4 protein-coding genes are annotated in these 6,914 nt (G+C 69.6%); 1 reads left to right on the top strand and 3 read right to left on the bottom strand.

Annotated elements, in window-relative coordinates; translation table 11 throughout:
- Window positions 1–5: 5 nt before the first annotated feature.
- The 3 genes from ABD335_RS04780 to ABD335_RS04770 form a co-directional block, all read right to left on the bottom strand.
- Window positions 6–929, bottom strand: a complete 924-nt coding sequence (locus ABD335_RS04780; protein ID WP_344320808.1) for a hypothetical protein — start codon at window positions 927–929, stop codon at window positions 6–8.
- A 1,410-nt stretch (window positions 930–2,339) separates the two neighbouring features.
- Window positions 2,340–4,382, bottom strand: a complete 2,043-nt coding sequence (locus ABD335_RS04775; RefSeq protein ID WP_344320807.1) for a trypsin-like peptidase domain-containing protein — start codon at window positions 4,380–4,382, stop codon at window positions 2,340–2,342.
- 191 nt (window positions 4,383–4,573) lie between these two features.
- A complete protein-coding gene (locus ABD335_RS04770; protein ID WP_344320806.1) occupies window positions 4,574–5,428 on the bottom strand; it encodes a caspase family protein in 855 nt (284 codons plus the stop codon).
- A 162-nt stretch (window positions 5,429–5,590) separates the two neighbouring features.
- Here ABD335_RS04770 and ABD335_RS04765 point away from each other — a divergent pair, with 162 nt between their 5' ends.
- On the top strand, window positions 5,591–6,475 hold the full coding sequence (locus tag ABD335_RS04765) for a DNA/RNA non-specific endonuclease (protein ID WP_344320805.1): 885 nt from the start codon (window positions 5,591–5,593) through the stop codon (window positions 6,473–6,475).
- The last annotated feature ends 439 nt before the right edge of the window (window positions 6,476–6,914 follow it).

The following is a 6,914-nucleotide window of genomic DNA, read 5'->3' as shown; positions in this document are numbered from 1 at the left end:
TTCCGTCACAAGAACCTCCTGCTCCTGCCGAGAACCTCGACCCGAATGGTGTCGTCGTCGCGGAGGACCAAGGTGATGTCGCCGTCTCGTGGCCGCTGCCAGGGAACGAGAAAGAACCGTGTACTCGACTTCGCCAGGACACGGAAACCCTTGCATCTGAAACGGTAGGGCATGTAGGCGGCGCCGCGATCCTCACACTGCGCGGCGGGCGACGAGGGGAAGATCGGCGTTTTCGAGTGGATCAGAACGGGGGTCAGCCCCACATAGTCGCTTCGGGCGATGGAGGCGGCCTTGGAACGCCCTGCTCCGCCGGCGTACTGCGTGGTGGCATAGAACACGACCATCGCCACCATGGCGATGATGCACCCCTCGGCGATTCGCCAGGAACGATCCCCTCTCTGTCCTGCACCGCGTTTCAGGTAGAGGACCAACAGCAGGAGCAGGGCACCGGCGGCCACCAGGGAGAGCGGGACGAGATCCTTGAGCCATGTCCTCGGAAGGAATCTCGAAGTGAAAGCCATCCACCACCCCGCTCTCATGTAGATCGGAAAGCTCAGCAACACCAGGAAAGCACCCAGCAAGGCAATGATCCATTGCGCGCGACGCTGCTTCGAGAGCGCTTTCGCGTAAAAAATCCGGTGTTTCACCAGAGGGAAGACGAGAAATACCGCGAACCCCACGGCAAGCATGGCCCAGAGCGGCAGGAAGATCGCCGGAGGGCTGCCGACCAGCCGATCCTGCGTGGTAAGCGCCAGATCACTCGCATGAATTCCGAAGTACGAGTAGTAGGCGTTGTAGTACATGTTGCCGAAATAATAGAGCAAGCCGAAGACGACCGTTCCGGGCGTCACCACGTAAGCGGCCTTCTCGATGAACGTCTTTCCCTTGGGAGACTGCGTCGCCAACCGCTCGGTCCGTTTACTGGTCATCTTCGATGCATCCCGGGTGACTCGAATCGCACACGATCATCTCTTGCGCCCTGGCAGCCTCCACGAGACGGCGGCACCGCCTTTCATCCGCTGCGACGACGTCCTCCCCGTGGAAGTTCTCGGCAGGTGTCCGACGTTTTCGGTGTTCTCTTCGGGGACGCGGCTACGTCGGTTCGGCGGGAGGAGGCGGGTTCGGCCCGTCCGGGACGTCCGGAGGAGCGTCCGGGGACACCGGCGGCTCGGTGGGTCCCGTGGGTCCCGTCGGTCCCGTCGGCCCCTCCGGCTCCGAATCCCCGGGAGAGGGGACGCCGGGGGGTCCTTCCGGCGTCTCGGTTCCCGGGGTTCGCGTGGGCACGGGAGAGTTCGGGCTCCCTGTCTTCCCGGACACCGAAACCCGGATCGGCCCCTTGTCCGTCTCGACCTCCAGCTCGACCCAATCGGTCCGGGCGATCGTCTCGTGGACCAGCATCCGAATGCTGCACGCCTCCCCCGGCTGCAGAGTCCTCCCCTCGCATTCGTTCTTCAGGATCTCGACCCCCGCTTCTTCTCCGGCACCCCGAGCCCGTACGGGTCCCGATCCCGGTGCGGAATCGGAGTTCTGGCCGACGACGCGCGCGTCTTCCATGCCGAGCGCCTCGTCCGTGTCATTGCGCACTTCGACGTCGAACCGGGCGGTCTCGCCCACGTCCACCTGGGGAAAGTCGATGCTCTCCTGCTCGCCCTCGGCGACGGCCCCCGGAAAGAGGGTCGCGGTCCCCGCGTCCCTCGGCGACGACGTGCCCCCTTCGGGCGAGGGTTCGTCGTCTCCGCAGCCCACCGCGGCGGCCAGGAGGGCGACGACCAGCATTCCCTTCAGACCGAAGACGGCCACCGACCGTACGCGAGCGGCGGTTCCCGGCTGATCATGCATGCCTTTCCTCTTCCGGACGCGCGGCGAACAAACCAGAAGCCGAAACGATGTACCCGGTCCTGTGGCCCGGACGCACGGACACTCTTTTTTGCACCCAATCGGTCGTGCCGTTCGACGTCCCCTGTCGTTGCCGTGCACGCGGAGAGACACCGGACGCGGACTTCCGGAGCCGCCGACTCGCCTCCGTTCACAACGATCGAGAATCATCCGGAACGAAAGGGAACGGCCCCACCGGAATATCGAGCCTTTTCCGTCCTCGGCCCGAGCCCGCCGGACGGAGGGCGGGATCGGACGAGGTCGGTGCTCCGGGCCGTGGGGCGGCGGAGCCTGCGCGGCGGTCGCCGGGCCGTGCGGGGGCGGCGGCCTGTTCGACGGGGGCGCGGGATCTTCGCAGGGGACCGGCCTACGGCCTGCCGCCCCTGTTCGGGTGATCCCACCCACCGTGGACCGGGCACGGACGGCGCGGACACCGCGCGGGACGGGGAGCGGGGGACGCGGCGTCAGGGAGCGAGCCGGGCGCCGATCACCTCGGCCACGTCCGGGTGCGAGAGGTACTCCTGGATGCTGTGGGCGCGGCCCCGGGCGTTGGTCACCGCACGGTCCGTCAACTCGTCCTTCCACCCGTCGCCCAGCGGGCATCCGATGGTGATCGCGTCGGTGGGGCACCAGACGTTGAGCCACCGGACCACCCGGGCGGGACGTTCGGGCCCCTTGCTGAGCAGCCGCCCGTGAACGCTGTCCATGCCCAACGGGCTCCCGGCGGTGACGAGCAGGGTGACATCGGGTTCGGGAGCGAGCCGTGAGATCACGTCCATGGCCACGACCGTGCCCAGGCTGTGGCCGACGAGGACGACCTCCCCGGAACCGGGCATGCAGCCGAGGACGCTGTCGATGACCTCGTCACGGACCCGCTGGTCCTCCAGGTACGCGGCGACGTCCCGGAAGACCCCGGCGATGGTCCATTCGTCGACGTCCGTCCTGGCGGCCAACCAGCCCAGCCGACGCTGGAGCCGGCCGACCGCGTCCGACCAGGAGAATCGTTCGGCGGTCCGCGAGCCGTCCGGGGGCAGGCCGGACCTGCGCGCCGCCTCGTCGAGGATCTCCTCGTAGGCCGTCCGGGGGGAAGAGGCCGTGGGTGCGAGCATCTCGGCCGGCTCGCCGACCATCCGGTCGATCGCGCGGGGCGTCCCCTCGCGGGCCTCCAGGGCGCGGGCGAGCACATCACCGTAGAAGGGGAACCAGACGTCCGCCGGGTCGACGGGCGCGAGCCCGGCTTCGGTGAGCCCGTGGTTCAGCCCGGCGGTCCAGGAGCGCCGGAGGCGCACGGGGTCGCGTCCCTGCTGGCTGCGACCGTGCAGGAAAACCAGATGCCGGCTGCCGCCGAAGGCGGTGGGCCGCGCGGCGACGCCCGCGTCCGCGGTGGCCGCCTCCTCGGGCCGCCGTGCGCCGATCGGGGCCACGGGAGCCGCCGCGGACGGCCGCGTCCCCACGCTCGGCGCCGCCGTTTCCACCGGCCCCGGCTCGACTCCCACCTCCGCCAGAAGTGCCCGCCTCGCGTCGTCGAGACGGAGCGTGGCCAGGTGATCGAGGATGGAGTCGATGCGCACGCCTTCGTTGGAGATCCAGTCGATGGCGTCGTCGCCGTCGCCGCGCTGCCAGACCCGGCCGTCACGGCGGAGGATGCGCCCCTGGGCGTCGGTGCGGGGCACTCCGCTGTGATGCAGCGCCACGACCTCCCACTGGTCGTTGAACACCGGCGAGCCGGAACTGCCCGGTTCGGTGTCGGTCCTGTAGTGCAGGAAGTCCTCCAGCCGCGTCTGGAGCGCGTTGTCGCGGAGAGCGATCTCCTTCAGGCGCCCCATCGGGTGACCGACGATGTCGACCGGCTCGTCGATGACCAGCTTGCCCGGCTCGCCGCTGAGCCTGTTCCATCCGAACGTCTCGCCCGGAGGCCGGCCGTCACCGCCCGAGGCGACCAGTGCCAGGGCGTAGTCGAGGGGCTCGTGGGCGGTGAAGAAGACATCGGGGGCGAGGTCGAGCCGTGTGGCGGTCCCGGGGACGTTGTCGATGGTGACCTGGGCGTCGAACTCCACGAAGCACTGCCGTGCGGCTTCCTCGTCGGGCAGTACGTGGTGGTTGGTGAGCAGCAGCCGCGGCGAGACCAGGAACCCCGTCCCTATCGGCAGCTCCCGACCGTTCTCCCGCACCGCGACGCGGGCGACCGTCCTGGCGGCCCGGGCGCCCCGGGGCAGGAAGCTCCACGCCTGGAGGTCCTTGGAGATGCCGATGATGCGCTCCCAGGCGACCGATTTCTCCAACGGTTCCCCGCGAATGCCCTCGACCACCGCCGCGGCGGGGACGGCGTTCCGGTCGATCAGACGGGCGGCCCGGGCCTCGAGCATCTCCCCCGCGTCGGGGAAGGCGGCCCCGTCGCGCCGCCGCCGCTCTATTTCCTCGCGCTCGGCCCTGCTGTCGCGGTACCGCCGGGCCGCCGCCACGGCGTGGCGCCGTCCTCCCTCCCTCGTCCTGTCGTACACGTCCATGACGAAGTCGTCCTTCCTCCGTGTGGCCGGGAGGGGCGGATGCGCGGCGGGCGCGTCGGTCGGGGCGGCGGGGAGAGCCGCCGGAACCCGGAATCCGGAGAGCGTCGAGCGCTCGCCCGAGCACCGGTCCGACCGCTCGTCCACCGGACGCCGGGTCGCCGAGACGAGCCGGCCGTGAGGGCCGCGAAGGTTCAGATCGTGAAGGGTCGCTGCCTGAGGAACCGGTTGCTGCGGCGTCCGGTCACGAAGTGGTTCGGGCTCTGGCTGGGCGGCATCTTCTTGAGGATCTCGCGGTGGAACGCCTTGTACCCACCCGTGAACTTGCCCCCGTTCCACACCTCCAGGAGGGTCCCGGTGAACAGGCCGTTGCGCAGGCCGTCGGCCGCCAGCTGGTTGTCCTGGCAGGCGGAGATCAGCAGGGCGGTCGCGCCGAGTTCCCGGTTGTCCCTGGCGTTCAGTTCACGCTGGATGGAGTCGTAGAAGTCCTTGTCCCGCTCGTAGATCCGAGCCTGCCGGTCCAGGGGCATCAGCCTGGACGTCCTCTCGACCTCGTTGGGGTCGGTGGTCTGGAACTGTTCCTCCATGGCCTCGGCGTTGAGGATCTCCCGCACCCTGATGCCGCTGCCGCTGTGGCAGCAGTCGAGGAGGGCGAGGACCCTGACCCCCTCGGCGAAGCCGTCGAGTTCCTTGTACAGCTCGTCGTCGACGTACTCCCGGTCGTAGAGGACCAGGGTCTCGTCGAGGCGGTCCACCTCGTCCTCGGGACCGTTGGTGTCGGGCACCTGGCCACCGTGGCCGGAGTAGGTGAGGAGCAGGATGTCTCCGGGCGCGAGCACCCTGGCCGCCTTGCGCAGCCCGGCGGTGACGTTGTCGACCGTCGCGTCCTCGGTGAGGAGCACGGTACGGTCGGTGAAACCCGTCTCCGTCGCCACCCGCTCCATGTCGTGGGCGTCGTTCTCACAGGCGATGAGCTTGCCGTCCCAGCCGTCGTACCGGTCGGGGTCGACCCTGTTCAACCCGATGTGGAGGGACATGCCGTGTGCCATGAGGTGTCTCCTTCCGCGCGGACGGAAGCGCTGCCCCGCAGGTGGAACCTCAGTTTCCAGACTAGTCATCCATTTGACCCAACAAAAGGTGACATTAGGCCGTTCGGGTGACACGGAAAGCACATGGTCATATGAGGCGTGTGGCGCGGTACCCAGTGCCCCATGCCCGGTTCTTCGGACTCCCCAGAGACAGCCATCGACACCACCGCCCGTGGGGCACTGGCGAACCGCACGGGGTACGACCCGCGTTTCCTCGGGCCGACCCTGCCGCTGCCGCCCCCCACGAATCCGCGCATCGAGACGGTCGTCCTGCCCTATACGCACTTCAGCGTGGTCTTCCGCCCCGACCGGCGACTGGCCGCGGCGACGGCCGTCACGATCGACGGCATGAGGCTGGTCGACGTGCCGCGCGACGACGAGTGGCGCCTCGATCCCCGCCTCCCCGAGGATCTACAGGCGGGCCACGAGATCTACCGGGACAACCCCCTGGACAAGGGGCACCTCGTCCGTCGTCTGGATCCGGTGTGGGGGACGCGCGAAGAGGCGGACCGGGCCAACGCCGACACGTTCCACTACACGAACGCGGCCCCCCAGATGAACGTCTTCAACCAGGGCAAGCGGCTGTGGCTGGGCCTCGAGGACTTCCTCCTGGACCACGCCGAGCGGTTCGACCGCAAACTGACGGTGTTCACCGGCCCGGTCCTGGAGGACTCCGATCCGCCGTACCGAGGCATCAAGGTGCCGCTGCGCTTCTGGAAGGTCGCCGCGTTCGTGCAGGACGGCGAACTGGCGTCGACCGCCTACGTCCTGGACCAGAGCCCCGACCTCTCCCGGGACGCGGCCGACAGGGCGCTGGCCGAGGCGGCGAGGGCCGGGAACCCCCCTCCGCTGGGCGCCTTCCGCACCTTTCAGGTTCCCGTCGCCGACGTCGCCGAGATCACGGGTCTCGACCTGGGGCCGCTCCCGGAAGCCGACCTGCTGCCCTCCGACGTCCGCGCCGCCCGGCGCTGGACCCTCCTGGAGTCCCACGACGACATCGCCCTGTAGCCGCCCCGCAAAGGGTGGTGACGATCGTCCCGGGGCGATCCGCGGAGGCGGTCGGCGCGGATGACGACGCGGGCCGGGCACGGCTCGGCCCTCCGCCTCGACGGGGCGTGGACCACCCCCGGCGCAGCTCTCCTCGTCCTCGAAGGCAGTGGCCCTGACGGGCCGTCTCGTGGACCACCCGCGGCCCCGAACGCTCGGGGGCCGCGCCCGCGGCACCGGAGCCCACCCGCTCCGACCTCCACCGGAAGGCCCGGCGCCACCGGCCACGAGCACCGGTCGACGGTGCGGTGGCGTGGTGGTGGCGGACCTCCCGGCCGATCCCGGGCGGCTCGCGGACGAGCGTCGCCCCCGTGACCGTGCCGATCCCGTCGGGCGGACACTCACCGTGGAAGGAAACAGCCGAACCGCGGAAAACACCCCGCCGGACACGGAAACACAC

The sequence above is a fragment of the Streptomyces macrosporus genome, assembly GCF_039533145.1.
Taxonomy (GTDB): Bacteria; Actinomycetota; Actinomycetes; order Streptomycetales; family Streptomycetaceae; genus Streptomyces; species Streptomyces macrosporus.
Note: the sequence above shows the minus strand (reverse complement) of the source record. Positions and strands in the feature narration are given on the sequence as shown.